This is a genomic window from Bradyrhizobium rifense (genome assembly GCF_008123425.1).
Taxonomy (GTDB): Bacteria; Pseudomonadota; Alphaproteobacteria; order Rhizobiales; family Xanthobacteraceae; genus Bradyrhizobium; species Bradyrhizobium rifense.
Genome location: NZ_VSSS01000007.1, coordinates 56,433 through 82,125, shown reverse-complemented (window position 1 = coordinate 82,125; position 25,693 = coordinate 56,433). Strand labels below are relative to the sequence as shown.

Annotated in this window: 19 protein-coding genes and 1 tRNA gene; 2 read left to right on the top strand and 18 right to left on the bottom strand. The window is 65.2% G+C overall.

Annotated features, from left to right (window positions below; all coding sequences use genetic code 11):
• Positions 1-75 precede the first annotated feature (75 nt).
• The 9 genes from FXB40_RS02760 to FXB40_RS02720 all read right to left on the bottom strand — a co-directional run bounded on the left by FXB40_RS02760 (position 76) and on the right by FXB40_RS02720 (position 11,427).
• Positions 76-1,779 carry a flotillin family protein gene (locus FXB40_RS02760; protein ID WP_148770686.1) on the bottom strand — a complete coding sequence of 568 codons (1,704 nt, stop codon included), beginning with the start codon at positions 1,777-1,779 and terminating at the stop codon, positions 76-78.
• Between the two features lie 30 nt (positions 1,780-1,809).
• Complete coding sequence (locus FXB40_RS02755; RefSeq protein ID WP_148770685.1) at positions 1,810-2,475, bottom strand: OB-fold-containig protein; 666 nt, start codon at positions 2,473-2,475, stop codon at positions 1,810-1,812.
• 10 nt (positions 2,476-2,485) lie between these two features.
• Positions 2,486-3,649 (bottom strand): PspA/IM30 family protein, encoded by a 1,164-nt coding sequence (locus FXB40_RS02750; protein ID WP_148770684.1) that lies wholly within the window; start codon positions 3,647-3,649, stop codon positions 2,486-2,488.
• A 388-nt stretch (positions 3,650-4,037) separates the two neighbouring features.
• Positions 4,038-4,421 (bottom strand): RidA family protein, encoded by a 384-nt coding sequence (locus FXB40_RS02745; RefSeq protein ID WP_148770683.1) that lies wholly within the window; start codon positions 4,419-4,421, stop codon positions 4,038-4,040.
• A 17-nt stretch (positions 4,422-4,438) separates the two neighbouring features.
• Entirely contained in the window at positions 4,439-6,772 is a 2,334-nt protein-coding gene (locus tag FXB40_RS02740) for an acetamidase/formamidase family protein (protein WP_187436615.1), read from the bottom strand.
• 134 nt (positions 6,773-6,906) lie between these two features.
• Positions 6,907-8,148 carry an acetamidase/formamidase family protein gene (locus FXB40_RS02735; protein ID WP_148770681.1) on the bottom strand — a complete coding sequence of 414 codons (1,242 nt, stop codon included), beginning with the start codon at positions 8,146-8,148 and terminating at the stop codon, positions 6,907-6,909.
• A 58-nt stretch (positions 8,149-8,206) separates the two neighbouring features.
• Entirely contained in the window at positions 8,207-9,829 is a 1,623-nt protein-coding gene (locus FXB40_RS02730; RefSeq protein ID WP_148770680.1) for an amino acid ABC transporter permease/ATP-binding protein, read from the bottom strand.
• Positions 9,829-10,710 (bottom strand): ABC transporter substrate-binding protein, encoded by an 882-nt coding sequence (locus FXB40_RS02725; RefSeq protein WP_187436629.1) that lies wholly within the window; start codon positions 10,708-10,710, stop codon positions 9,829-9,831. Before FXB40_RS02725 ends, FXB40_RS02730 begins: the two co-directional genes overlap by 1 nt.
• Before the next feature lie 453 nt (positions 10,711-11,163).
• Positions 11,164-11,427 carry a hypothetical protein gene (locus FXB40_RS02720; RefSeq protein ID WP_148770678.1) on the bottom strand — a complete coding sequence of 88 codons (264 nt, stop codon included), beginning with the start codon at positions 11,425-11,427 and terminating at the stop codon, positions 11,164-11,166.
• Between the two features lie 258 nt (positions 11,428-11,685).
• On the opposite strand from FXB40_RS02720, the gene FXB40_RS02715 reads away from it, so the two are divergent.
• The gene (locus tag FXB40_RS02715) at positions 11,686-11,880 is read left to right on the top strand and encodes a hypothetical protein (RefSeq protein WP_148770677.1); all 195 of its coding nucleotides are present in this window, start codon (positions 11,686-11,688) and stop codon (positions 11,878-11,880) included.
• 43 nt (positions 11,881-11,923) lie between these two features.
• On the opposite strand, the gene FXB40_RS47615 is transcribed toward FXB40_RS02715, so the two are convergent.
• The 9 genes from FXB40_RS47615 to FXB40_RS02675 form a co-directional block, all read right to left on the bottom strand.
• Positions 11,924-12,070, bottom strand: coding sequence for a hypothetical protein (locus FXB40_RS47615; RefSeq protein WP_187436614.1), 147 nt, complete (start codon positions 12,068-12,070; stop codon positions 11,924-11,926).
• 191 nt (positions 12,071-12,261) lie between these two features.
• Positions 12,262-12,335 (bottom strand) — tRNA-Cys (locus FXB40_RS02710).
• Positions 12,336-12,392: 57 nt separating this feature from the next.
• A complete protein-coding gene (locus FXB40_RS02705; protein ID WP_148770676.1) occupies positions 12,393-13,145 on the bottom strand; it encodes an ABC transporter ATP-binding protein in 753 nt (250 codons plus the stop codon).
• An 8-nt stretch (positions 13,146-13,153) separates the two neighbouring features.
• Positions 13,154-13,870 carry an ABC transporter permease gene (locus FXB40_RS02700; RefSeq protein WP_246207310.1) on the bottom strand — a complete coding sequence of 239 codons (717 nt, stop codon included), beginning with the start codon at positions 13,868-13,870 and terminating at the stop codon, positions 13,154-13,156.
• A gap of 161 nt (positions 13,871-14,031) precedes the next feature.
• On the bottom strand, positions 14,032-14,772 hold the full coding sequence (locus tag FXB40_RS02695) for a tRNA-uridine aminocarboxypropyltransferase (protein ID WP_148770674.1): 741 nt from the start codon (positions 14,770-14,772) through the stop codon (positions 14,032-14,034).
• A gap of 36 nt (positions 14,773-14,808) precedes the next feature.
• Positions 14,809-17,916: an efflux RND transporter permease subunit gene (locus FXB40_RS02690; protein ID WP_148770673.1), complete on the bottom strand. Its 3,108-nt coding sequence runs from the start codon at positions 17,914-17,916 to the stop codon at positions 14,809-14,811.
• Positions 17,916-21,068 (bottom strand): efflux RND transporter permease subunit, encoded by a 3,153-nt coding sequence (locus tag FXB40_RS02685; RefSeq protein WP_148770672.1) that lies wholly within the window; start codon positions 21,066-21,068, stop codon positions 17,916-17,918. Before FXB40_RS02685 ends, FXB40_RS02690 begins: the two co-directional genes overlap by 1 nt.
• A gap of 36 nt (positions 21,069-21,104) precedes the next feature.
• Positions 21,105-22,514, bottom strand: a complete 1,410-nt coding sequence (locus FXB40_RS02680; RefSeq protein WP_148770671.1) for an efflux RND transporter periplasmic adaptor subunit — start codon at positions 22,512-22,514, stop codon at positions 21,105-21,107.
• Positions 22,504-23,979 carry an efflux transporter outer membrane subunit gene (locus FXB40_RS02675; RefSeq protein WP_148770670.1) on the bottom strand — a complete coding sequence of 492 codons (1,476 nt, stop codon included), beginning with the start codon at positions 23,977-23,979 and terminating at the stop codon, positions 22,504-22,506. Before FXB40_RS02675 ends, FXB40_RS02680 begins: the two co-directional genes overlap by 11 nt.
• A gap of 397 nt (positions 23,980-24,376) precedes the next feature.
• Here FXB40_RS02675 and FXB40_RS02670 point away from each other — a divergent pair, with 397 nt between their 5' ends.
• On the top strand, positions 24,377-25,690 hold the full coding sequence (locus FXB40_RS02670; RefSeq protein ID WP_148770669.1) for an NAD(P)/FAD-dependent oxidoreductase: 1,314 nt from the start codon (positions 24,377-24,379) through the stop codon (positions 25,688-25,690).
• The last annotated feature ends 3 nt before the right edge of the window (positions 25,691-25,693 follow it).

Sequence of the window (25,693 nt, the reverse complement as noted above, 5' to 3'; positions counted from 1 at the left end):
GCTCATTGCGCGACGCGAGACGCGCAACGAGCCAGTTCATATCGATTCGAATTCTCCGCAGCAATGAACCGGCATTCATAGATCAGCGGTGTTTGTTTTTTCCGGCGCAGGCACGGCTGGCGGCGTTACCGCGGCACCATTGGCCTTGCCGGTAACAGCGCCAACCAGCGTCTTCACGGGATCGTCGCCCGGTGCAAAGCCGCTCTGGCGCAGAATCTCGTCGATCATCGGACGCAGCGCGTGGACCTTGAGGAGCTCGCCGGCGAGCCCCTCGCCGAAGCCGACATTGCCACCACCGACGCCATTGCCGCCGAACGCGCCGCCGGTGTGCAGGATGCGGACGTCCTTCAGGTTTCCGATCGGCCTGACCATCTCGGCCAGCGCCGACGGCATCGTCTCGATCCGCTTCTTGGCGAGCTCGAAGTCGATCACGTTGGCGCCGAGCTTGTTCTGCGCCTCGTTCTTGAGGGTGATGATTGCTGCTTCGGCCTCGCCGATGTTGCGGACACCGACCGCCTTGATCTTGTTGGACTCGGCTTCGGCCGTGGCCAACGTCTTGACGGCCTCGGCGCGGTCGAGCGACGCCTTCTTCTCGGCTTCTGCCGCGACGATCAGCTCGGTCGATTTGCGCTCGGCCTCGGTGCGCGCTGCGAGCACCTGGGTGAGACGGGAACGATCGGCGACCTCGACGGCACGTGCCGTGACGACCTTTTCCTCCGCGGAGACGGCGAGCGCCTCAGCAGTCTTGGCCTCGGCGACAGCTTCCGAAGTCTGCTTGCTCTTGGATGCGATCTGGATCTCGTTCTCCTGCGTCGCGATCTGGATCTCGCGCTGCGCATCAGTCTTGCGCTTGTTGATGGCGAGGTCCGACTCGATGACCGCGGTTTCCTTGACCTGCTTGGCGCCGGCCTCCTTCTCCGCGACCGCACGGTCGGTATCGATGCGGGCGTTCTCTTCGGTCAGGCGCGCGGTTTGCGTCGCGGTTGCGACTTCGGCGCGGGTGCTGGCGGTCTTGTTGGCGATGTCGCGCTCCTGAGACAGCTCGGCCTCCTTCTTGGTCCGCTCGATCGTCAGGGTCTGCTGGCGCGCCTCGAGATCCTTCTGGGCGATCGCCACTTCGTTGTCGCGCACGATCGAGTTGCGGTCGCGCCGGCGCGTCTCGGTGACGGTTTTCAGCTGGGTCAGGCCTTCGGCGTCGAAAAAGTTTTCCGGATTGAAGAATTTTACATCCGTCTGGTCGAGCTTGGTGAGCGACACCGATTCCAGTTCGAGGCCGTTGGATTTCACGTCGGACTCCACGGTCGCCTGCACGTGCTTGACGAAATCGCTGCGCTTTTCCTGCAGCTCCAGAATGGACATGGTAGCCGCGACCGACCGCAGGCCGTCGACGAATTTGGCCTCGACCTGGTTACGCAGGGCTTCGGCGTCATTTGTCAACGCGCCCAGCGTCTGGCTCGCCAGCGCAATGCTCTCATCGTCGGGACGGACACGTACGTAGAACTCGGCGACGATATCGACGCGCAGGCGGTCCTTGGTGATCAGGGATTCCCGCTCCTTGCGTTCGACGGTGAGCCGCAGCGTCTTCAGATTGACGCTGGCGTAGGAGTGGAAGATCGGCAGGATCATGGCGCCGCCGTCGAGCACCACCTTCTTGCCGCCGAGGCCGGTGCGCACGAAGGCCTCGTCGCGCGTGGCGCGCTTGTAGAGAATGGTGAAGATGATGCCCAAGACGACGATCAGCGCGACGCCGATCATGGCCGGGACTGCAATGTCAAACATGACTTTCTCCAAAAGTGACTGACTAGCTGCTTAGAGGTGGCTTGTTAGAGTCGGCTTCGACGGCTTGAGTTCATCGTCGGCCTTGACCGCCACGAAGCGGGTGTCGACGCGGTCGACCAGGAGGACCAGGGTTCCCTGCGGCAGCGGCGATGACGTGGGAGCTGCCACCGCAGAGACAAAATGCCTGTTGCCGTGGACGTCGGCGACGCTGACGCGGCCGGGCGGTCCCTGGTCGAGCGGACCGACGACGACCTCACCGACGCGGCCGACGAGATCGCCCAGGCCGATCGCGTAGCTCTCATCCTTGGGGATGACCCGCGCGATCCCGCTGCTGGCGGCGCGGACCAGCGGGACCGAGACGACGACCGCCACGAGCGAAGCGATCGAGGCCGGCAAGGGACCGGCCACCATCCGCGCGACGTCCTGGATCAGGAAGCCGGTAATCGAGAAGGCGCCGAGCGCCAGCAGCAGGAAGATCAGCAGCGGCACGCCGCCGACATTGATCCAGGAGATGGCGTTGATCACGCCATTGTCGCTGGGATGGCTGAAATCGATGCTGGTGCCGAGCATCTCGCTGAGCGAGGCACCGACCAGCATCGTGACCACTTCGAGCGCGCCGACGATGAGGATCATGGCCGCCGCGATCGCGAACGGCCTGACCTCGGGCGACATGACGTGTTCGAGCAATGCGCTCATGACACGAACCTCAGGAGCGCGACTTCAACCGCGCCAGCCTCGCTGCAATCTCCTTGTCGCGATGCAACGTGCTGAGCTCGTCGATGTCGCTGGAATACGGGATGCCCGGCGGCACGCCGGTGACGCGCGCCACCGCCCTGCCCGCGCGCAGCGCCTTCCCCGCCGCGGACGTGCCGCCACGCTTGCGGGGCGAGGTCGAGGCCTGGTGGCTGGCTGCCGCCTCGCTCTTTTCGAGATCGACGCGGCGTTGCTCGGCGTCCTGGAGCGCCGAGAGCACCGCCCGCAGCGACGTTACGCATTGTTCGATCTTCTCGTTGTTCTCGTCGATGGCGCGGGAGAGCACCTCGAATTGCGCCTCCAGATCCATCTGCCGCGCGATGCCGGCGCGGGCGAGGTCGTCGCGGTTATCCGCGATCGCGCCCTCGATCTTGGCGGCGAGATCGGTCATCTCGCGTTCGATCTCGGTGCGGCGCGCGTTGAGGCGGTATTCCTCGGCGCGCGCGGCCGCGAGCGCATCGCGCGCCTCGCTCTCCGCGCGCTCGATCTCACGGATGGCCTGTCCGACCACCCCAAGCTTGTTGTTGCCTTCCGCCTGCTCGATCGCGTCATAGGCGATGCCGGCGATCAGACGTCCGACCCGGGACAGGAAGTTTTCGGGAGCGGCAGCGATGGTATCCATAGCGTTCTCCTCCTCTGGCAGATTGTTCGGCGTGACGCCGTAGTGAACCTCGAAACCGTCGTCGGTACGGATCAGGTGCGCGGGCGCGCTCTGCCCCCAGCCCTCCGCGTAGCCGGCGTAGTCGAAGGGCACGCTGAAGCGCCCCTGCACGGTCGAAATCGAAATGGTGGCCGGGCCCTTGATCTTGGCGAGCTTGTCGTCGAGCGGCAGGCGGCGGCCTTGAGCCGCGCGATAATCGGCACGGTCGCGCAGGCCTAGCGTCACCAGCCGCGACGGCAGCGCGGTTTCCTTGCGGATGGGGTCATAGGCATGGGCATGCAGCAGGACGACGTTGGAGCCCACATTATGGGTCCGCGCGACCTCGTCGAGGATCTCCATCATGCGGTCATAAGCGCTAAACGTCGCCTCAATCGCGGCTTTGGCGGCCGGGTCAGGGGCTAGCCTGTAACGCAGCGCCGATGGCGCATGTCGGGGCGACGAGCTCATGGAAAGCACTAAAGCACCATTTTGGTGCTTTACAAGGGGGAAGCTCGATCACGTTCCACTGATCCTGATGCACTCTAAGGGTTAGTCGCTGTCGTCCGGGGCAACGTTCAAGGCGGCCCATCACCTCTAGTTCACCGCGGATCAAGACTTCTTGCATGCGCAGGTTGCAATTTTACGGAAAAGTAGACGCCGACTGGAACACGCGACTGAGGTTTGACGCGCCGCCCTCTCCGCGCCGTCATTGCGAGGAGCCCTTCGCGACGAAGCAATCCAGACTGCCTCAGCGGAAAGATTCTGGATTGCTTCGCTCGCAATGACGGAGCAAAGAGCATCCGCGGTGCTCCACCCACTCGCATCTCACTGCGCAGACACGGATCCGCATCGCGGATGCGCAGGGTCACGGCCGCCGGCACACCAGGTCGATCTCGATCAACGCATCATAAGCGAGTCCGGTAACCCCGACACAGGTGCGGGCCGGCAGCCTGCCCTCGGCAAAGTACGTGCGATAGGTCTCGTTCATCGCCGCATAATCGTCCTTGAAGCGCGTCAGATAAATCCGCGCCATTACGACGTGCTCGAGGCCGAGATCGAGGCCGGCGAGAACCACTTTCAGATTCTCCATCACCGCGCGGGTCTGCGCGACGATGCCCTCGGGCAGCACACCTGGCGTCTCGGGGGTGTCCGGCATCTGACCGGTGACGAAGACAAAGCCGTCGGTCTCGACGGCGTGGCTGAAGGGCGCGACCGGCTTCGGTCCGCCGCTGATCATGTGGAATTTCACTTAGGCTATCCCTGGATTTAAGGCGCGTCCTGAAACAGACGCTTGCTGATGATGGCGTGCACGCCCCAATTGCCGTCGACGACCTGGGTTACGCCGAAATCGACCGCGGCCGACATCAGCGCGATCGCCTCATCCTCGCTGAGGCCTTTGACGTTCATCAGGAAGCGCCGCATCTTGCGGAACGCGTCCTTCATGGCGAGATCAAGCGAGGATTTTGCGTAGACCTCGCTCTGGCCCTGCGCGCCAAACTCGGCGAGATAATTGGGATGGCTGAAGCCTGTCAGCACCCAATCGGTCTCGGTCTCGATCAGGGGATAGGAGAGATCGGCAAACGGTTGGCCAGCCAGATCGGCCTTCTTGTGCAGGATCACCTCGAACGTGCCGGTCATTGAGCATTCGATCGCCGTACCACTCAACTCGCCGTCGCCTTGCGCGGCATGAGGATCGCCGACCGACAGCAGCGCGCCGGGCACGGAGACGGGAAGATAGACCGTTGCCCCCTTCCCGAGCCGCCAATTGTCGAGATTGCCGCCGAAATAGGACGGCGGCACGGAGTCGATGAAATCCACCTCGCGCGGCGCCACCGCGATCACGCCGAAATGCGGCCGCAAGGGAATGCGGATGCCGTCGAGCACGTCGTGGCGGCGCTTCACCGTGCCGGGCAGGACCGGAATTCCGGGATAGTCATAGGTCGCGTGCACGACACCGAACGGATCGGTCTGCGGCTCCCAGCGGTAGGAATAGAGCGCGCGGGCGTGCGGCGCGTCCGCCTCATCAAAGATCTCGTAGATCGTCACCGCCTCGCGCGGCTTGGGTCCTGAGAGGAACTCGTCGTAATGGTAGCCCCACCAGGCCGCGACCGAAGAGCCGAAGACGCGGCCGGCGTGTTTCGGATGTCGGCTCGCGCGCGGCACGATGTCGAGGATGCGCACCTCCAGCACGTCGCCGGGCTGGGCATCTTTCACAGCCACCGGCCCCGTGCAGATGTGCACGCCGAACCCCTCGCCGGCACCGCGGCCGAACACGCTGGCGTCCATTGGTCCCGCGCCGCGGCGATCCACGTTCTTCCCGGTCTTGGTCCAGCCGAACACGCTTTCGGCGGCGGCATCGCCGGCGATCATCCGTTCAGGATCGTCGGAGGCATGCTGCGTCAGTGTCTCGATGGTGATGGTGTCGCCCGAGGCTATCTCGACCTGCGGCGAGAGCGAGCGGCTGAAATAGCCCCAGTGGACGCGGCTCGCTTCGATCGGAAGATGATGGTGCTTGCGCCCGGCCGTTCTCGGCTCATCCGAGTCAGCCTGGAAAACATTGCTGCGCGCCTCCGCGCCGGTCTGATGCGCGCGGGGCTGCGCCAGCGCATCCTGCGGCCAGCCGCGCTGACCGGTAACGCCATGCTGCGAGGTTGCCCGCTCGGCTTCCTGTTGGCGAAACTCGCGCGGCGGCAGGCCGAAGCGATGCCGGAAGGCGCGGCTAAAGTGCGCGGAATCGCCAAAGCCATAGGCGTAGGCAACTTCGGAGATCGAGCGATGCGCTTCCGCCGGGTTCGACAGGTCGGCCCAGGCGCGTTGGAGACGTCGCTCGCGGACGTAATGGGTAAAGTTGTCGCCGACCGTCTCGAACAGCTTTTGTAAATAGCGCTCAGAAATCCCCTCAGCCTGTGCGACGCGCGCCGGCACCAGATCGGGATCGTCGAGGCGGCGCTCGATGGTCTGGCAGATCCGGTGCAGCAGCGCAGCCTGCGTCGCACTCGATCCGGCGTCGGATGTCGAGGCCGCCAACTGGTGCGCGAGCGTCAGGAGGAGATCGACCAGTGCCTGCGAAACCGCATTCCACTCGACATCGCTCAAAGTATCGAGCGTGCGGGCGGTCGCGTCCAGCAGGCGCGCGAAGACGTCGGCAAATCCGCCCGGCGGAACGACGCGGGGCTCGCGGAGTCGCGGCTTGCCCGAGAGGCGCCCATGCAGCGCCTCCGAGGTCACAGCCAGCACGATGGCGCGCATGTCGCGCTGGAAGACGATGCTCCAGTCGCCGCCGCGCGGCAGCAGCACGAGATGGCCGACGGGAACAATGCGATGGCCGCCGGCGCTTTTCAGCACCATGCCGTCCTCAACCGGCATCAAGGCGATCGGCAGATCCTCGTTCGCCTGCGATAGAGGGGCAATGCTCTGCGCTCCCGCGGCCATGCGCGTCAGTGCGACGCCGGCGGCATGACGATGCGAAGCCGTCGCGTGTCCGTCATAGAAAGAATGACTGGCCGCCGGTTGCAGGCCGACAGCGGCCAGCACGTCCCGCCAGGCTTCGGGGCGGTCGTCTTGCGCGTAGGACTCGCTCGTAAACGGCCGGAAACTCATCGGATCGACCCAGATTGCAGTCGATCGAAGCAACCTCTGTGCCAGACGCACGCGATCATCCGTCGCAGCGACGGGCCGCAAATGATCTCCGCTCCTCACCTGTTCATCTCAAAAACGAAATGTCCCTCAACGCATTAGTCGCACCGGAAAATGTTCTTGCGGATCGTGCCGTGGACGCCCCAATTGGCGTCGACCACCTGGGTGACGCCGAAATCGGCTCCGACCGACAGCAGCGAGATCGCCTCGTCCTCGCTGAGGCCGTGCACCGTCATCAGGAACCGGCGCAGTTTTCTGAACGCATCGCGCATCGCACGGTCGAGGCTCGAGTGATTGGCAATCTCGGTTTGCGCGTCGGCGCCGAGGCTTGCGAGATAATTCGGATAGGTGAAGCCGTAGAACGACCAGGCCTGATCGGTCTCCAGCATCGGATGGTCGAGGCCTTCGAGATTGGTGCCGGCGAGGTCGGCCTTCTTGTGCAGGATGAACTCGAAGTCTCCGGTCAGCGAGGTCTCGATCGCGGTGCCGCCGAGCTCGCTGTCGCCCTGGGCTGCATGGGGATCGCCGACGGAGAAATAAGCGCCTGGAACCGCGACCGGATAGAACATCCGCGCGCCCTTGCCGATCCGCCAGTCGTCGATATTGCCGCCCGTGTAGCTCGGCGGGATCGAGCTGACGAAATCAGCCTCCGACGGCGCGAGACCCATGGTCCCGAAATGCAGCCGCGCCGGCACCTTCACGCTTGCGAGGATGTTCTCGCGCTTCCTGATGGTGGCGTGATCGACGCGAACTCCGGGATAATCGATGGTCGGATGCACGATGCCGTCAGGATCGGTCTGCGGCGTCCAGACGTAGTTGTAGACGGCCTTCGCGTAGGGCTCGCCTGAGGTGTCGAGCTCGAAGATGGTCACGACCTCGCGCGGCTTCGGCTCCTCGATCAAATCGTGATAGTGAAAGCCCCAGTTCGCCGCGACGTTGGAGCCGAAACAGCGCCCGGCGTGGCAGGCGCTGCAGCTCGGCCGCGGCCGGACGTCGAGGATGCGCACCTCAAGAATGTCGCCGGGCTCGGCGCCTTCGATCGCGACCGGGCCGGTCAACAGATGAACACCGATCCCCTCACCTGCGCCCCGAATGAACGGACCTTCGACCGGACCGGAGCCGCGGCGCGCCACCGCCTTGTGCTCGCGCGTCCACTGGAACACGCTCTCCGCGCCGGGATCGCCCTGGATCATACGCTCGTAATCGTCATTGGCGTGATGGGTGAGCGTTTCGATGGTGGCGCGATCTCCCGAGCGCAGCGTCAAGGCAGGTGCGACGGCCTTGGAGAAATAGCCCCAGTGAACGGTTTTGGGCGAAACCGGCAGCGTGAAATGCTTCATGACTTTAACTCTTCTGACTTGGCCTCTTCGGGAGTCTTGAACCTTGAGGAGGCGACGTTCATCGCACCGCCTCCGGAGTCTTGTCGGCTTCCATCACGCTGAGGAAGCGCGCGGTCAGCGGGTTGCGGGGATTAGAGAGCACCTCGTGCGCTGGCCCTTCCTCGATGATCGCGCCGCCGCTTAAAAAAGCGACGCGGTCGGCGACCTCGTCGGCGAAGCGGATCTGGTGGGTTGAGATGATCATGGTCAGGCCGTCGTCGATGGCGAGACGGCGGATCACCTCCAGCACCTCGTTGACGAGCTCGGGGTCGAGCGCCGAGGTCGGCTCGTCCAGCAGCAGCACGCTCGGGTTCGGCGCCAGCGCGCGGGCAATGGCGACGCGCTGCTGCTGGCCGCCCGAGAGATGTCGCGGCAGCGCATCGGCGCGATGTGAGAGACCGACGCGGTCGAGCAGCTCGGTGGCGCGGCGGTCGGCATCGATGCGCGTCATGCCGTGGACCCAGCGCAGCGGACCGGCGACGTTTTCCTTCGCCGACAGGTGCGCGAACAGGTTGAACTGCTGAAACACCATGCCGACGCCGACGGTCGCCCGCTCGTTGGCGATGGCCCGCGGCGACAGCAGCTTGCCGTCGTCGTCGAAACCGAGGCGGCGGCCGCCGACGCGCACGGTGCCTCCGTCCCAGCTTTCGAGATGGTTGATGCAGCGGAGCAGCGTGCTCTTGCCGGAGCCGCTGGGCCCGAGCAGCGCCACCACCTCGCCCACGCGCACCGTGAGATCGAGGCCGCCAAGCACTTTCTGCGCGCCGTAGCTCTTGGTGAGGTCCTTGGTCTCTACCGCGATGTTGTTGCGCGCGATCGTCGCCGCCCGCCGGGTACGCTCCTCGCGGGTCAGCGCCAGCGGCGGCGTGTCGGCAGGCTCGGTCTGCACCGGCTCGGGATCGGCGACAGTCGCCTCGGTGAGTTCGAGCTTGGTCGTGAGATCGACACGACGCCACGGCAGGTAATCGGCGAGCTTGCGCTGGCGGCCCTTGGTGCGATCGAGATCGAGCAGCCATTCGACGAAAAGCTGGATGACGCTGATAGCGAAGGTCAGCACGAGGTACAGCAAGCCCGAGGCGAAGAAGATCGAGAAGAAGTCGAAGGTCGAGGATGCGAGCTGGGTCGAACGCAGTGTCAGCTCCTGCACCGCGACGACGGAGGCAAGCGAGGAGTTTTTCAGCGCACTCACGGCTTCGTTGCCGAAGGCGGGGATCATGGTGCGGATGGCCTGCGGCGCGATCACCCGCCACATCAGAATCCGGGGCGTCATGCCGAGCGCCTGGCCGGCCGTCACCTGCCCGCGATCGACGCCGAGTACGCCGGCGCGCAACATCTCGGCGATGAACGGCGCCTCGTTGCAGGCGAGCGCGAGGCCGGCGGCCAGCACCGCCGGCAGCTTGATGCCGATATGGGGCAGCGCGTCGTAGGCAAACACCATCTGCAGGATCAGCGGCGTGCCGCGGAAGATCACGGTGTAAGCCCTGGCGATCGCCGCCAGGGGCCAGAAGCGGGACAGCTGCATGCCGGCGAGGATCAATCCGAGGATCAATCCACCGCCGAGCCCGAGGGCAGTCACCTCGAGGGTGAGCTCGATGCCCTCGAGCAGATACGGCATGCTTAGATAGTGGAGGAAGAGCGACATCAGTCAGCCGTGAGGATGTCCGGCTCCTTGAAATTGTTCACATCGAGCTCCCACTTCTTCAGGAGCTCCATGTGCGTGCCGGCCTTCTGCACTTCGATCAGGGCTGCGAGCACTGCGTCACGGAATTTCGGCTTGTCTTTGGGAACGGCGATGCCGACCGAATACGGAATCGTCACCGCGATCGCCTTCTCCAGCTTGTCCGGATAAGCCTTCACCGCACTGTCGACAGTGTTGACGTCGTTGACATAGGTATCGGCGCGGCCGGCGAGGATCGCCTGGATGCAGTTGGCGTTGTTGTCATAGAGCTGGATGGTCGGCTCGGCCTTGCCGGCCTTCTTGCATTCCGGGATCAGCGCCTGGATCAGGGGCACCTCGACATAGCCGGTGTTCTCGGCCGCGGCCGCGCCGCACATCGAAATATTGATGCCGTTGATGCCCTTCGGATTGCCCTTGGCGACCAGCACACCGTCGAACACCTTCGAGTAAGTGATGAAGTCGGCCGCCTTGGCCCGTTCCTTGGTGGCGTAGATGTCGGAGATGACGATGTCGGCCTGTCCGGCGGCCAGCGTGGTCAAGAGCGCCGCAAACGTCACCGGCTTGTAGGTGAGCTTGAAGCCGAGGCATTCGCCGATGGCTTCGCCGAGATCGATGTCGAAGCCGATATATTTGTTGGGGTCTTTCGGATCGATCGTCTCATAGCCCGGCGTGTGCGGGTTGATGGCATTGACGAGCGTCTTGCCCTTCCAGTCCGGATATTTCTCCTGGAGCGCGGCGCAGGCGGCAGGCGCGGCGGCCTGCGCGCTCAGCGGAGCGGCTGCGACCAAGCCGACAGCGATGGTCGCGCCGAGCGCGACCTTGCGCCATGGCAACGCGCGCGACATCCCCCGCGTCTGGGGCAATACCCGTCTCTCCATCTCCAGCTCCTTCGAATTGTCATGGCATTGGCCATGTTCCAGATCTCGGGAGCGAGCCTAGGTGGGAAGCGAACCGAAAAGCTTGTCCGCGGGCGTACAAAAAATTGGATGAACGCGGCCTGCGATTTGGGCAGGCGGCTGCACAAAAACTGTTCGCAGCACGAAGCGCCGCCAATGCGGGATTCCGAATTCGGGAGAACCACATGATGCCGGATCAAGCCGCAATTTGCACGGCCAAGGGAATCATTTGGTGAGGCGCCTTGACGGAGATATGACGACCGGAAGACGCATCTGCTTTCAGCGTCCGCGGCACGTCACGGCTCTCCACAGCCTGTCCGCAGCATATCCACAGCCCGACTATGCCGGATTCGCGAGCCCGCGCGGGCCACTTGCTGCGCACAAACCCACATGCCCGCTACGTCAGCCGCCTGCCTGATCGAACACGGTGCGGCAAGCCTCGCTCAAGCTTGATCGGTTACGGCGCAGGCACGCTGTGATCGCCCGGACGTTGGGGATTTCGCCGGCGCAGAGCCGGTAGACGTCGGGGGTGCAGGCCCGGCGCTGTTCCGGCGTGCCCTGCTGCGCCTGGGCGGCGGTGGCAAACAGCGTCAGGAACAGCCCGACCGTCGAGGCGCGACGCGCCCGGCTTCTGACACCCGCAAACCGCAAGAACCTCGCCTTCATGACCAGTCTCCTGTCTGCCCTGCTCGCCCGGCCCGCGCTGGCCGGTGTGTGCACATGGGTAGGAGGAATAAATCGCGCCGGATGTGATCTCTTTCACACTGGCCGCTGCCTGGAGACGCCTAAGGTTCCATCGGGGATTTTCAGGAATCGCTAACCAAACGGATCTCGATCGCCCGATCGTTAAAATGCGAACGATCGGGTCAATCGGGAAACAAGCCGGCTTTGCGACAGTGCGCCATCCGCGTTCCGGAGGGTGTGATGAGCGAAGCCGAATTCAACTTGATGCTGGAAGCCGTCCGCGACGCCATGATCAATGAAGATCTCGCGCCCGCGCCGGAGGAGGAATTCGTGCCCCGCTCGTGGAGCTTTTTCGCGACGCCCAAGGCCGCGAATGACAATGAGGGTGCCTGGCCCCTCGTGCCCTTTCCGGACGGCTGGTACGCCGCCTGCTGAGACCTCTTAGCCCGACATAATTGCGGGCCCCGGGGGCTCGCGATCAACTCTTGACGCTGTCCTCGTCGTCCTGCCGCGCCCGGTCGGGTGCGGCCGGCGGGAAGATGCTGTCATAGATCGCGCGCGCCTCGGCAATGAGGCGGGCCCGCTCCAGCTCGGACTTCGGGATAAATCGGACGATCTCGCCCACGTGTGCTCCAGCGCTCGATGGTTGGGACTGCATGCCTTCGCAGATGCGAAGTCTATGCCATCGGGCCTGAATCGCGGGTTTCCAACAAGCCCCGGGCAAACCCGGTGGACCCGGGTCAGCCGGCTCCGTCCGCGTGAGCCGCGAAACGCGCGTCGAATCCTAATTTGTGCTGGAAGATCAGAAGGTTGTGATGGAGGCCACGTCGGGACTCGAACCCGAGTAAACGGTTTTGCAGACCGGCGCGTAACCACTCCGCCACGTGGCCCCAACGAGGGCGGAGCAATATAGGGGATCATGAGTTTAGGCAACCCCGACCGGGCAGTTACGCCTTCGCAGCCCCGAGGTATCGGGCGAGAATCTCCTCGGTCGTGCCGGCTGCGGTGATGCGCCCCTCCTGGAGCAGGATGGCGCGGTTGCAGGTGCTCTGGATCAGGTCGACGTCGTGCGAGGCCAGCACCAGGATGCCGGCACGCGCCACGATCTCGTCGAGCCGCTGCCGCGCTTTTTTCCGGAACTGCTGGTCGCCGACGCCGATCCATTCGTCGAGCAGCACGATCTCGCCCTCGACGGCGGTGGCGACCGCAAAAATCAGGCGCAGCATCATGCCGCTGGAATAGGTGCGCAGCGGCAAGTCGAGCCGGTCGCCAAGCTCGGTGAATTCAGCGATCTCCGCGCGCCGCGCGTCGATCTCGGTGCGCCGCGCACCGATCACGAGGCCGCGGCGCATGATGTTCTCGTAGCCGGTCGCCTCCTCGTCGAAGCCGGCCGAGAGGTCGAACAGCGACAGGCAGCGGCCGAGCACGTCGATGCCGCCTGCGGTCGGATGGTAGATGCCGGCCAGCACCCGCAGCAGCGTGGTCTTGCCGGCGCCATTCGCACCAACGATGGCGACGCGATCGCCGGCACGGATGTCGAGGTCGATACCATCAAGCGCGGTGACGATGTGCGGACGGCCTGCCTCGCGGCGCAGCGTCACGGCGCGAACGAAGCGGCTGCGCAGCGAGCGGTCGCGGAACGACAGCACCGGAAAATTGACCGAGACGTTGCGCAGCACGATATGGGCCGTGGTGCTCATCCCGCCCCTCACAGCCAATACGCCACACGGCGGCGGTATTTTGCGTAGCACCCCAGCCCAATGGCGGCGACGACAATTGCGTAAACGAGGCCGAGCAGCCATTGCTCCGCATCCATCGGCTGCGACAGCAGCGGCTTGCGTATGAGATCAAGCAGCGTCGCGAACGGATTGACTCGCGTCAGCCAGGCGAACGTGGTGCCGCGCACGCTGTCCTCGGTCCAGATCACGGGCGTGAGGAAGAAGACGAATTGCAGGCCGCTCACGATCGCAGAGCCGATGTCGCGAAAGCGCGCGCAGAGCATGCCGAGCGCGACCGAGCCACCGAGCAGCACGATGAGCAGGATCGCAAAGCCGGGCACCGCGAGCAGCATGGTCCAGTGCAGCGGCCATGGCATCACGACATAGAGCATGACGACGATGAGGAGATGATGGGCGAAGATCAGGACGTTGCGCGCGATCATCTGCAGCACGTGTACGATCAACGGCGCCGGCACAGCCTTGATGAGATGGCCGGAGGCCACGAAGATGTTGGAGCCCTCCTGGAGCGTCGTGGCGATGAGCGTCCAGACGATCAGGCCGACCGCGAAAGGCGGCAGGAAGCCGGCGATGTCCTGCTTGAACAGCGCGGCGTAGACCGTGCCGACGCTGACGATCGTCGCCGCCAGCGTCAACGTGATCCAGAGCGGACCGATCACGGTGCGCCGATAGCGCAGCGAGATGTCCATCAGGGCGAGCGTGCCCCAACGATCGAACTGCGCTGCCTGGGCCAGGATCTCCTTCGCTGCGCTCAGAATTCGGCTGCCCCCTCTGCTCCGGCCCGGTCGGACGGTCTGTATCTGCCCGCTCCCGGCGGGGCAATCAACCGTACGGACGAGATCGGCTCACGTCAGGATCGTTTGCCGCGGCGGAAATCGCGTCGCCGCCCTTTCGGCGCCGGCTTTGGCGCCAGTTCCGGCATCTCGGCCTGAACCTCGCGGTAGCGCGTCAACAGCCGTTCAAAGCTCGCGTTGAGCGTCTCGGCGATGTCGGGGCGCCGCTCGAGGCCGGCCAGCAGCGTCGCGGCTGCCTCGATGGTCGACAGTCCGTCCTTGCGAGGCTCCTTGCGCAGCCGCCCGTAGCGCGACGGCTGCGCCGGGTTGAGGATCACACGCTGGCATTTCAGCATCCAGGGATTGCGCCACCACAGCGCCTTGGCCTGGCTCCAGGTGCCGTCGAGCAACACCACACCTTCGAGCTTGCCGAGGATGGCGCGCTGGTTGTCCGCAACCTCGCCCTTGCGGTTGAGCGCGACGATCTCACCCTCCACATCGAGGTCGGCGGCGCGGGCCGAGCCGAGATAGAGCACGGCCCAGTGCGAGGCGTTTTCAACAGGCTGCGCGAGCGCCTTCGAGAGGCTCGGCCAGGACAGGCCGACCCGCACGATCGCGCCTGCAAAATGTTTGGCAAGCAGCCGCGCCGTGCCGAGCGCCCTGTCCTGCTCCTGCGGATGCTGGAGGATCAGGAGTCCCAGCCGGCTCTTGATCGGCGTGACACTGTCGCAGATGCACAGCTGCATCGGCTTCTGGCAGTGCGGGCATTCGGGGATCGGCTCGGGTACGACCGCCGTGGTTTCAACTGAGTTCGACATTCCGCCGCTATACGCTTGAAGCGGCGCTGCAACAACCTATTCCGCCGGCGCCGCCAGTGGCTGCGGCTCGGACCGCCGGCGCAGGCGGTCGATCAAGAGGTAAATCACGGGTGTCGTGTACAGCGTCAGGATCTGCGAGACGAACAGGCCGCCGATGATGGTGATGCCGAGCGGGCGCCGCAGCTCCGTGCCGGGACCGGTCGCGACGACCAGTGGAATGCCGGCAAACAGCGCCGCCATGGTCGTCATCAGGATCGGACGGAAGCGCGCCTGGCAGGCCTCGAAGATCGCCTCGGCTGACGACAGGCCGCGCTGGCGCTCGGCATCGAGCGCGAAGTCGACCATCATGATGCCGTTCTTCTTGACGATTCCGATCAAGAGGATGATGCCGACAAAGGCGATCACCGTCAGCGGCGTGTTGGTGATCTGGAGCGCAAGCAGCGCGCCGAGGCCTGCCGAAGGCAGCGTCGAGATGATCGTGAGCGGATGCGCGAGGCTCTCATAGAGCACGCCGAGCACGATATACATCGCCACCAGCGCGCCGAGGATCAAGAGCGGTTGACGCCCGCTGGTCTTGGCGAAATCGCCGGCGTTGCCGTCAAAGCTGCCGCGGATGCCCTCGGGCATGTGCAGCTCGTCGACCGCGCGCTGGATGTTTTGGGTTGCGGCCTGGAGCGGCACGTCGGGCAGCAGATTGAACGACACCGTGGTCGAGGGCACCGACTGCGAATGATAAACCGCGAGTGCCGCAAGCCCGCGCGTCGCGTGCACCACGGTGGAGAGCGGCACCTGAACGTTGTTAGCGCCGGCGACGTAGATGCGCTCGAGATTGGACGGATCGACCTGGAATTTCGGATCGATCTCCAGCACGGTCATGTACTGATTGCGCTGGGTGTAGATGATCGCGATCTGGCGCTGCGAGAAGGCGTTGTTCAGGGCGTTGTCGATGTCCTGGACCTTGACCCCGAGCGCTGCTGCCTTCTGGCGGTCGATGTTCAATGTCAGCTGAAGTCCGCCGGGATCGCGGTCGCTGGAAATGTCGGTGATGCCCTCGACCGTCTCCATGCGCTTGGCGACGATCGGCGCCCATTTCTGGAGCAGATCGAGATCGGTCGAGGCAAGCGTATACTGGTAGTCGGAATCGCTCTGCCGGCCGCCGGCGCGAACGTCCTGAGCTGCGAACATGAAGAGGCGAATCCCGGGCACGGGGAACAGTGCCTTCCGCAACCGGTCGATCACGACCTGGGTCGAAACGTGATCGCGCTCCTCCGGCGGCTTCAGGCTGATGAACATGGTGCCGCGATTCGAGGTCGCAGCCCCCGGGCCCCCGCCTCCGCTGCCGACGGTCGAGCCGATGCCGGCCACCGCCGGATCCTGCATCACGATGTCGGCGAGGCGCTGCTGCAGCGTCAGCATCGACTGGAACGAGATGTCGGCGGAGGCGCGCGTCGCGCCGATGACGAAGCCGGAATCGTCCGTCGGGAAATAGCCCTTGGGCACCTTGATGTAGAGCATCACCGTCAGGCCGATAGTGGCAAAGAACACCAGCAGCGTCAGCAGCGGGAACTCCAGCACCGCCCGCAAGGTACGGGTGTAGAACGAGACGATTCGCGATAGCGAGCCCTCGATCAGACGGTCGAACAGCGTTGCGGAACCTGACGTGGTCTGCCCGATGTATTGCGCGCAGATCATCGGCGTGACCGTGAGCGACACCAGGGTCGAGACGACGATCGCGAAGGTCAGCGTCAGCGAGAATTCGCGCAAGAGGCGGCCGACGATGCCATCCATGAAGATCAGCGGCGTGAACGCCGCGATCAGTGACAGGCTGATCGAGACCACGGTGAAGCCAATCTGCTTGGCGCCCTCCAGGGCCGCTTCCATCGGCCGCATGCCATGCTCGAGATTGCGGAACATGTTCTCGATCATGACGATGGCATCGTCGACCACGAAGCCGACCGAGATCGCCAGCGCCATCAGCGATAGATTGTCGATCGAGAAGCCCGCGACCCACATCCCTGCGCAGGTGCCCGCCAGCGCCAGCGGCACCGAGATGCCGGCCGCGATCGTCGGCGTCACACGACGCAGGAACACGAACACCACGACCATCACCAGCACGGCGGTTGCGAGTAGTGTCCACTGCATGTCCATCACGCTGGCGCGGATCGTGCTGGTGCGGTCGACCAGCGTGGAAACGTCGACGCCGGCCGGGATCCACTGCTTCAACTCGGGGATCAGCGCCTTCACCCGGTCGACGGTGTCGATCACGTTGGCATCGCCCTGCTTGGTGATCTGGATCAGCACCGCCGGCTGCTTGTTGAACCAGGCGATCGAGCGCGCGTTGCGGACGCCGTCCTCGATATCTGCGACGTCGGAGAGCCGGACGAAATTGCCGTTCGAGCTCTTGATGACGATGTCGCGGAACTCCGCGGCCGTGCGCATCTGCTTGTTCAGCGACAGCGTCTCGCTCTGGCGCTCGCCGTTGAAGATGCCGACCGGACCGAGCGGATTGGCGTTGACGATGGCCGTGCGCACGTCGTCGGTCGCAATCCCCGCATTCGACAGAGCCACCGGGTTGAGCTGGATCCGTACCGCCGGCTGGTCGGCGCCCGACACTGTCACGTCGCCCACGCCCGGCACCTGCGAGATGCGCTGCGCCAGCACGGTATCGGCAACGTCGTAGATGGCGCTGGCGGATAGCGTCTTGGAGGTCAGCGCCAGCACGAAGACGGGTGCGCCGGCGGTGTTGGCCTTGCGGAAGCGCGGCAACGCCGGCAGGTCGCTCGGCAGGTCGACCAGCGCGGCGTTGATGGCGGCCTGCACGTCACGCGCCGCCTTGTCGATGTTGCGGCCGATGTCGAACTGGAGCTGGATGTTCGCCGTGCCGAGAGAGCTCGTCGACGTGATCTGGTTGATGCCCGCGATTTCACCGAGCCGCCGTTCGAGCGGCGCGGCCACGGTTGCGGCCATCACGGAAGGGTCGGCGCCGGGACGGCTCGCCGAGACGAAGATGGCGGGGAAGTCGACATTCGGGACTGAGGCGACCGGCAGAAACTCGTAGGCGACGCCCCCCAGCAGGAACAGCCCGATCGACAGCAGCGTGGTTGCTACGGGGCGGCGGATGAAGGGCTCCGAGATCGATGCCATCACTGCATCCCCTCGGTCGCGCTGGCCGCCGGCGGCGCGTCGGGCTCCGGCGGCGGCAACGCCTGCTCGAGGCGGCGGTTGATGCGGTCGAGCGCGAGGTAGATCACCGGCGTGGTGTAGAGCGTCAGCAATTGGCTCAGCAGCAGGCCGCCGATGATGGAGATGCCGAGCGGAAAGCGCAGCTCGGCGCCGGTGCCGCTCTCGATCGCCAGCGGCAGCGCGCCGAACAGTGCGGCCAAGGTCGTCATCATGATCGGGCGGAAGCGCAACAGACACGCCTGCACGATCGCCTCATCGGCCGGCATGCCCTGCCCGCGCTCTGCCTCCAGCGCGAAGTCGATCATCATGATCGCGTTCTTCTTGACGATGCCCATCAACAGAATGATGCCGATCAGGCCGATGACCGAGAGGTCCTGCCCGAACAGGATCAGTGCCAGGATGGCGCCGACGCCGGCCGATGGCAGCGTCGAGAGAATCGTGATCGGGTGGATGTAGCTCTCATAGAGCACGCCCAGCACGATATAGATCGTGATCACGGCGGCGAGCAGCAGCCAGGGCTGGCCGGCGAGCGCCTTGGCGAATTCGGCGGCGTCGCCGGCATAAACACCGACGATGCTGTTCGGCATCTCGATCCGGGTCTCGATCGCCTTCACCGCATCGACGGCGTCGCCGAGTGCTGCGCCCGGCGCGAGGTTGAAGCTCAGCGAAATCGCCGGAAATTGCGCCTGGTGCGAGATCGCAAGCGGCGCCGTGGTGCGCTTCAGCGTCGCCACTGCATCCAGCGGCACCTGCGCGTTGGGCGCGCCGACGACCGAGCTGCTGGCGCCGCCCGGCAGGTACAGCTTTGACAGGATCGAGGGATCGCGCTGGTACATCGGCAGCGCCTCGAGCACTACGCGGTACTGGTTGGCCTGGCCGTAGATGGTCGAGATCTGGCGTTGGGCAAAGGCGTCGTTCAGCGTGTCGGTGATGGCTTGCAGGCTGACGCCGAGCTGGCCGGCGCGGGTGCGGTCGACATCGAGCTGCGCGCGCAGGCCGCCTTCCTGCGCCTCCGAGGAGACGTCGCGGAACAGGGGATCGCGCCGCATCTCGTCGACGAGCTTCTTCGCCCATTCGGAGACCAGGGCCGCATCCGTGCCGGTCAGCGTGTACTGGTATTGCGAGCGGCTCGACTGCGTCGAGATCTGCACGTCCTGCACCGGCTGGAAGTAGACGGTCATGCCGGGGATGCCCGAGACCTTCTCCTTCAGCCGGGCAATGACCACGCTGACATCGTCGCGCCGCTCGCCGCGAGGCGTCAAGCTCATGACGAGGCGGCCGACATTGGTGGTCGGATTGACCGAGCCCGCACCGATCACCGAGACCACACCGGTCACGTCAGGATCGGCCTTGATGGCGTCGGCGACTTCGGCCTGCCGCTTCTGCATCTCGCCGAACGACACGTCGGGACCTGCTTCCGTCACTGCCGTGATCGATGCGGTGTCCTGCAGCGGCAGAAAACCCTTTGGCGCGACGACATAGAGCACCAGGGTCGCGATCAGCGTGGCAAATGTCACGACCAGCGTGGTGCGCTGGTGCCGCAACACAACGAGCAGCGTGCGGTGGTAGAATTCGACGGTGCGGTCGATGAAGCGGCTGACGGCGGCAAGCCCCGGAACCGCGAACTCCTCATGGGCGTGCTTGAGCAGGCGCGAGCACATCATCGGCGTCAGCGTCAGCGACACCACGGCCGAGGTCACGACCGCGATGGTCAAGGTCAGCGCGAATTCGCGGAACATGCGGCCGACCAGGCCCGACATGAACAGCAGCGGGATGAACACCGCAATCAGCGACACCGTCAGCGAGATCACGGTGAAGCCGATTTCGCTCGCGCCCTTGAGCGAGGCAGTCATCGCGCTGTCGCCATTTTCCATGTGGCGGACGATGTTCTCGATCATGACGATGGCGTCGTCGACCACGAATCCGGTACCGATCGTGAGCGCCATCAGCGACAGATTATCGAGGCTGAAGCCGGCAAAATACATGATGCCGAAGCTGGTGATCAGCGACAGCGGCAGCGCGACGCCGGCGATCAGTGTCGCGCGCAGCGAGCGCAGGAACAAGAGCACCACCAGCGTCACCAGCACGACGCTGAGGATCAGCGTGAACTGCACGTCGTGGACGGAAGCGCGGATGGTGACGGTGCGGTCGGAGACGATGGTCAGGTGCACGCCGGCCGGGATCGCGCGCTGGACCTTCGGGATCTCGGCGCGGATCTGGCTGACGACGTCGATGACGTTGGCGCCGGGCTGGCGCTGGATGTCGATGATGACGGCGGGCGTGCCCTGGTACCAGCCGCCGGTGCGGTCGTTCTCGAGCCCGTCGACGATCTGCGCGACGTCGCCAATCGTGACTGGCGAGCCGTTGCGATAGGCGATGATGATCGGCCTGTAAGCGTCGGCGGCGGCGATCTGGTCGTTGGCCGCGATGATGTAGGATTGCTGCGCGCCGTCGAGCGAGCCCTTGGGTCCGGAGACGTTGGCGTTCGCGATCGCGTTGCGCAGATCCTCCATGGCGATGCCGCAGGCCGCCAGCCGCGCCAGATCCGCCTGGATGCGCACGGCCGGCTTCAGTCCGCCGAGCACGGAGACACGACCGACGCCGGAAATCTGGCTCAGCCGCTGCGCCAGCAGCGTGTCGGCGATATCGCTCATGGCCCGGAGCGAGATCGTGTCCGAGCGCAGCGCCAGCGTCATCACCGGCGCGTCTGCCGGGTTCACCTTGGCGTAGGTCGGCGGATAAGGCAGCGTCTTGGGCAGCACGCCTGCGGCCGCGTTGATCGCGGCCTGCACGTCCTGCGTCGCGCCGTCGATATCGCGGTTGAGGTCGAACTGCAGCGAGATCTGGCTGACGCCGAACGAGCTCGTCGAGTTCATCGCCGTCAGCGACGGGATCTGGCCGAGCTGACGCTCCAACGGAGCGGTGATCAGCGAGGCGATCACGTCGGGGCTCGCGCCCGGCAGCTGCGTCGACACCTGCACGGTCGGGAAATCGACCTGCGGCAGCGCCGAGACCGGCAGCGCGAAATAGCCGAGCGCGCCGCCGATCAGCAGCGCTATGCCGAGCAGCGAGGTCGCGATCGGCCGGCGGATGAAGGGTTCAGAGACACCCATGATATGCGCCTGCCGCTCAGGCGGCTGTTGTCGGGATCATGGCTGCTTGGCTCCAGGTCCCGATGGTTGAGCCCCCGGCCCCGGCGCCGGGCCGGTCTGGCCCTTCTGGTCGCCCTCACTGCTGCTCCGCTTGGCGCGGTGCTCGCCGTCCTTGCCTTGCCCGTCCTTCTGGCCGTCCTTGGCCTGACCATCCTTCTTCTGGCCATCCGGCGCGCGCGTGCGCTTGCGCGGGGCGAGGTCGGCCGATGGCGTCTGCTCGTCGCGGCCGACGATCACCTTGGAGCCGTCGGACAGATTGGCGAAGCCTGTGGTCACGACCCGATCGTTCGGCGACAGACCGCTCGCGATGACCGTGTCATGCTCGTTCTGCTGCGTCACTGTCACCGGTTTGGCCGAGACGATGTCTCCCTCACCGATGATATAGCTGAACGTCCCGATTGGTCCGCGCTGCACTGCTGATGTCGGCACCACCAGCGCCTGCGACAAGGTCTCGACCTTGAGCCGCACATTGACGAACTGGCCGGGCCAGAGCTGGTAATTGGCGTTGGGGAATTCGGCCTTGAGCTTGAGCGTGCCGGTGGTCTGGTCGACCTGGTTGTCGATGCCGGTGAGCTTGCCGGTGTCGATCACGGTGACGCCGTCATTGCCGAACACGTCGACCGCGAGCGCGCCCTTGGCCGCGGCCGCATTGACGCGCATGATCTGCTGCTGCGGCAGGCTGAACCATACCGCGATCGGCTGCAATTGCGTGATGACCACGAGGCCGACAGTGTCGGCGGCGTGGATGATATTGCCCTGGTCGACCTGGCGCAGGCCGGCGCGACCCGAGAGCGGCGCCACGATCTTGGTGTAGCTCAGCGTCGCCGCGGCATTGTCGATCGAGGCCTGGTCGGCCTTGACCAGCGCCTCGGTCTGCGCGACCGCGGCGCGTTGGGTGTCGGCCTGCTGTTTGGAGCCGGCATTGGAGGCCGCAAGCTGCTCGTAGCGCGTCAAATCGATGCGCTGGTTGGCGAGCTGGGCTTCGTCCTGGGCCTTCTTGGCGACTGCCTGGTCATAGGTCGCCTGGTAGAGCGCCGGGTCGATCTCACCGAGCACGTCGCCCTTCTTGACGTCCTGGCCTTCGGTGAACTTCACGGCGATCAGCTTGCCGTCGACCTGCGAGCGCACGGTGACCGTGTTGAGGGCACGGATCGCGCCGACGCCGTCGAGATAGACAGGCACGTCCTGGACCTTGGGCGTCGCCGCCAGCACCGGCACCGGCAGATCGGGCCGCTGGTTGCGGCCGTTGCCCTGCTGCTGCGGCTGCTGGTGCATCACGGTCCAGCCGAGATAGCCGAGGCCGCCGAGGATCGCGAGCGTGATCAGGGTCATGACGAAGCCGCGGCCGCCCGACTTCTTCGCCGTACCCTGTTTCGCGTTGTCCTTCGTATCCGGCTTAAAGAGCATTGACCGGTTTCTCCATTCGCGGCTCCCAACCGCCGCCAAGCGCCTGATACAGGCTGACAATGGCTAGAAGGCGTGCGAGTTGCGCCTGCGACAGCGCATCTTCGGCCTGGAATAGCGTCAGCTGGGTGTTGAGCACGGTCACGATGTCGGCCGTGCCGGCGCGCAGCTGCTGCTCGGCGAGGTCGAAAGCGCGCCGCGAGGCGTTGACGACATCGCGCTGCAATTGCAGCTTGATCGTGGTCTGCTTGATCGAGAACAGCGCATTGTCGACGTCGGTAAAGGCCTGGACGATGGTCTTGCGGTAGGTCTGGAGCAACTCCTCCTGCCGCGCCTTGGCGTATTCGAAATTGCCGAGGATCTTGCCGCCGTCGAAGATCGGCTGGGTCGCGCTGCCGACCAGCTGGAAGAACGCCGCGTGCGGCTGGAACAGCGAGACCAGCGCCGAGCTCTGATAGCCGCCATTGCCGGTGAGCTGGATGGTCGGGAAGAATTGCGCACGCGCATTGCCGATGTTGGCCGTCGCCGAGGCAAGCTGCGCCTCCTGCCGGCGGATGTCGGGCCGCTGCGTCAGGAGCTCCGACGGCAGGCCGGGCGTGACGCGCGGGATCGCGATCCGGTCCAGCGAGCCCCCCGCGAGCCGCACGCTCTCCGGTGGCCGCGACACCAGCACTGCGAGCGCATTGGCGTTCTGGTCGAGCGTCTGGCGTAGCGGCGGCACCAGCGCCTTCTGGTTGGCCAGCACGCTCTCCTGCTGGGCGACGTCGAGATCGGTCCCGGTGCCGGCCTTGCGGCGCTCCCGAATGGCATCGAGGATGCGCTGGGCGCTGGCGATATTACGCTGGGCGGTGCGCAGGCGATCCTGCGAGGACAGAACCTGGAAATAGGCGTTCGCGACGGCTGCGAGCGTCGTCAGGGCGACCGTGTCGCGGTCGAAGCGGTTGGCGTTGGCGGTCTCCTCCGCCGTTTGCAGCGCGTCGCGGTTCTGGCCCCAGAAATCGAGCTGGTAGCTGGCGCTGAGCGACGAGGAGTAATTGACGACTTCACGGCCGCCGTTGGTCAGGCCCGAAGCGCTCGAGCCGGATGTGCGCGAATACGTCTCCGATCCGCTCCCCGACAGGCTCGGCAACAGCGCCGCGCCCGCCTGGCGCGCCTGGGCGTCCGCCTCGACGATGCGGGAGACGGCGGCGGCGATGTCGAGATTGACGGTCTGCGCCTCTTCCATCAGTTGCGCCAGCTCCGACGAACGAAAGCCGCGCCACCAATCCAGCGTCGGCGGCGCATCCGCCTTGCCGGCGTATTTGTATTGCATGGGGACATCGAGCGCGGGATCAGGAAGGTCCTGGGTCAGCACGCAGGCGCCCGAGCTCGACGCCAGGCACACCACCGCGACCGCCCGCAGCGTTCGGGCCGCAGACCCGAGGAATTTCCGCTTGGCGACGGCCGGAACCCGCTGTGTCACATCCACCCCCTGCCGGGCAGATCACGCCGCCACCGCGCGGCCGGATTAGCCGATTCGCGGGCTGACGGCTGGGGGCCTTTCTGTAGCTCGTTCACAGCGTGATGCTTTCTGCGCAACCTGAATTTCATCCTAGCCGGGCGCGGAACTGCGGGACAGTCCCGCACCTGCGAAAAGCACACCCGACCGCACCCGGATATGGGCAACGAAAATACAAAAAACCACTGTCTCGCAGCGGCTTTTTGATTTGTTGCGCCATTCCGAAGCGCGTTCAAGCTTACCAAGATTTCATGTGATATTGCGGCCACACTGGCCGCGAGACCAGCGAAGGCCGCCTTTGCTCCACTGAAACCTGCGCCGCAACGCACCGTAGCTTGTTTCACACGAGGCAGGGACGCTTTCACACATGCGCATCGCGGTCATCGGAACGGGCATCGCCGGCAACGCGGCGGCCTGGACGCTTTCGCAGCGCTATCCGGTGACGGTCTATGACCGCGAGCTGCGCCCCGGCGGCCACAGCCACACCGTCACCATCGACTATCAGGGCACGGCGGTCGCGGTCGACGTCGGCTTCATCGTCTACAACGAGCTCAACTATTCCGACCTGACCGCAATGTTCGCCCATCTCGGCGTCGAGACGGTCGCGAGCTGCATGAGCTTTGCCGTCTCGGCCGATCGCGGCCGTTTCGAATGGCGCGGCGGCGGCAATGACTGGCGGGAGACGGCGGCCGGCCTCTTTGCGCAAGCTGGCAACCTGCTCTCCCCGTCCTACCTGCGGATGCTCGCGGAGATCCCAAAATTCGGCCGGCAAAGCGTCGACGATTTGCGCAACGGCCAGCTGAGCGGACTGACGCTCGGCGATTATCTCCAGCAACGGCACTTCTCCAAACGGCTGCTGACCGACTATCTCGCCCCGATGGGCGCAGCGATCTGGTCGGCCCCCGCAAACGAGATGCTCGACTTTCCGGCCGAGAATTTTGTCACTTTTTTCGGCAACCATCGCCTGCTGCACTACGATCGACCGGTCTGGCGCACGGTCAAAGGCGGCAGCCAGCGCTATGTCGAGCGGCTCCAGGCCGGGTTCAAGGACAGCATCCGGCTCGGCTGCGCCGTCACGTCGGTCGAGCGGAGCACTCATGGCGTCGTCGTCCATGACAGCCACGGCGGACGCGAGGCATTCGACCATGTGGTGATCGCCGCCCACAGCGACCAGGCGCTCGCGATGCTGTCCGACGCAGACCCACGCGAGCGCGAGATCCTCGGCGAGATCGGTTATTCCCCGAACAAGGTCTATCTGCATCGCGACGTCAGGCTGATGCCGAAGCGGCGGCACGCCTGGGCGTCGTGGAATTTCCTGCGCTGGCAGCGCGAGGGAAATGCGATGAACGACGTCGCGGTGACCTACTGGATGAACAACCTCCAGGGCATCGATCCCAGCAAGCCGCTGTTCGTCAGCCTCAACCCGCCGTTCGAGCCTGCGCCGGAGCTCACCTTCGGCCAATATCTCTGCGAGCATCCGCAGTACAATGCGGCCGCCTTCGTCGCACAGAAGCGGCTTGGCGAGATCCAGGGGCAGCGGCACATTTGGTTCTGCGGTGCCTGGACCGGCTATGGCTTTCACGAGGATGGCCTGCGCTCGGGCCTTGGGGTCGCCGAGGCGCTCGGGGCGACCGCGCCCTGGCGCACGGCGCCGGTCGAGCTCGCGGAGGCCGCGGAGTAGCGC

Coding starts and splice junctions, on each gene's coding strand:
- FXB40_RS02690 (WP_148770673.1), bottom strand. CDS start 17,916: ATGGCATCGATCTCGGAGCCCTTCATCCGCCGCCCCGTAGCAACCACG.
- FXB40_RS02700 (WP_246207310.1), bottom strand. CDS start 13,870: ATGGACATCTCGCTGCGCTATCGGCGCACCGTGATCGGTCCGCTCTGG.
- FXB40_RS02685 (WP_148770672.1), bottom strand. CDS start 21,068: ATGGGTGTCTCTGAACCCTTCATCCGCCGGCCGATCGCGACCTCGCTG.
- FXB40_RS02760 (WP_148770686.1), bottom strand. CDS start 1,779: ATGTTTGACATTGCAGTCCCGGCCATGATCGGCGTCGCGCTGATCGTC.
- FXB40_RS02730 (WP_148770680.1), bottom strand. CDS start 9,829: ATGTCGCTCTTCCTCCACTATCTAAGCATGCCGTATCTGCTCGAGGGC.
- FXB40_RS02755 (WP_148770685.1), bottom strand. CDS start 2,475: ATGAGCGCATTGCTCGAACACGTCATGTCGCCCGAGGTCAGGCCGTTC.
- FXB40_RS02715 (WP_148770677.1), top strand. CDS start 11,686: ATGAGCGAAGCCGAATTCAACTTGATGCTGGAAGCCGTCCGCGACGCC.
- FXB40_RS02670 (WP_148770669.1), top strand. CDS start 24,377: ATGCGCATCGCGGTCATCGGAACGGGCATCGCCGGCAACGCGGCGGCC.
- FXB40_RS02735 (WP_148770681.1), bottom strand. CDS start 8,148: ATGAAGCATTTCACGCTGCCGGTTTCGCCCAAAACCGTTCACTGGGGC.
- FXB40_RS02740 (WP_187436615.1), bottom strand. CDS start 6,772: ATGAGTTTCCGGCCGTTTACGAGCGAGTCCTACGCGCAAGACGACCGC.
- FXB40_RS02725 (WP_187436629.1), bottom strand. CDS start 10,710: ATGTCGCGCGCGTTGCCATGGCGCAAGGTCGCGCTCGGCGCGACCATC.
- FXB40_RS02705 (WP_148770676.1), bottom strand. CDS start 13,145: ATGAGCACCACGGCCCATATCGTGCTGCGCAACGTCTCGGTCAATTTT.
- FXB40_RS02680 (WP_148770671.1), bottom strand. CDS start 22,514: ATGCTCTTTAAGCCGGATACGAAGGACAACGCGAAACAGGGTACGGCG.
- FXB40_RS02695 (WP_148770674.1), bottom strand. CDS start 14,772: ATGTCGAACTCAGTTGAAACCACGGCGGTCGTACCCGAGCCGATCCCC.
- FXB40_RS02720 (WP_148770678.1), bottom strand. CDS start 11,427: ATGAAGGCGAGGTTCTTGCGGTTTGCGGGTGTCAGAAGCCGGGCGCGT.